This is a genomic window from Pseudomonas sp. HY13-MNA-CIBAN-0226, assembly GCF_040310305.1.
Lineage (GTDB): Bacteria > Pseudomonadota > Gammaproteobacteria > Pseudomonadales > Pseudomonadaceae > Aquipseudomonas > Aquipseudomonas gregormendelii.
In genome coordinates this window covers 1-267 of the sequence record NZ_JBEOPS010000308.1, presented here as the reverse complement: position 1 = coordinate 267, position 267 = coordinate 1, and the positions used below count along the sequence as shown (strand labels likewise).

The following is a 267-nucleotide window of genomic DNA, read 5'->3' as shown; positions in this document are numbered from 1 at the left end:
AGGTAACGCACAAGCGGCTTATCAAATGGCCACCGACTATGCTAAAGATCGCCTACAGGGTGTTGCTGCTGCAGGTTCAGCGACTGGCGCAACGTCCGATCCTATTATTGTGCATGGCGATGTACGCCGCATGTTACTCACTATCCGTGCGATGACGGAAGCGGGCCGAGCATTATCGGTTTATACCGGTAAGCAGTTGGATTTAGCAAAGTATGCCAGTGGCGATGTGCAAGCTAAAGCGGCTAGGTACGTTGGTTTGCTTACACC

At 52.1% G+C, this 267-nt stretch carries 1 pseudogene; it reads left to right on the top strand.

Annotation, left to right across the window (positions count from 1 at the left end):
- Positions 1-25: 25 nt before the first annotated feature.
- Positions 26-267: pseudogene (locus AAEZ05_RS28875) on the top strand (acyl-CoA dehydrogenase); the annotation flags it as partial.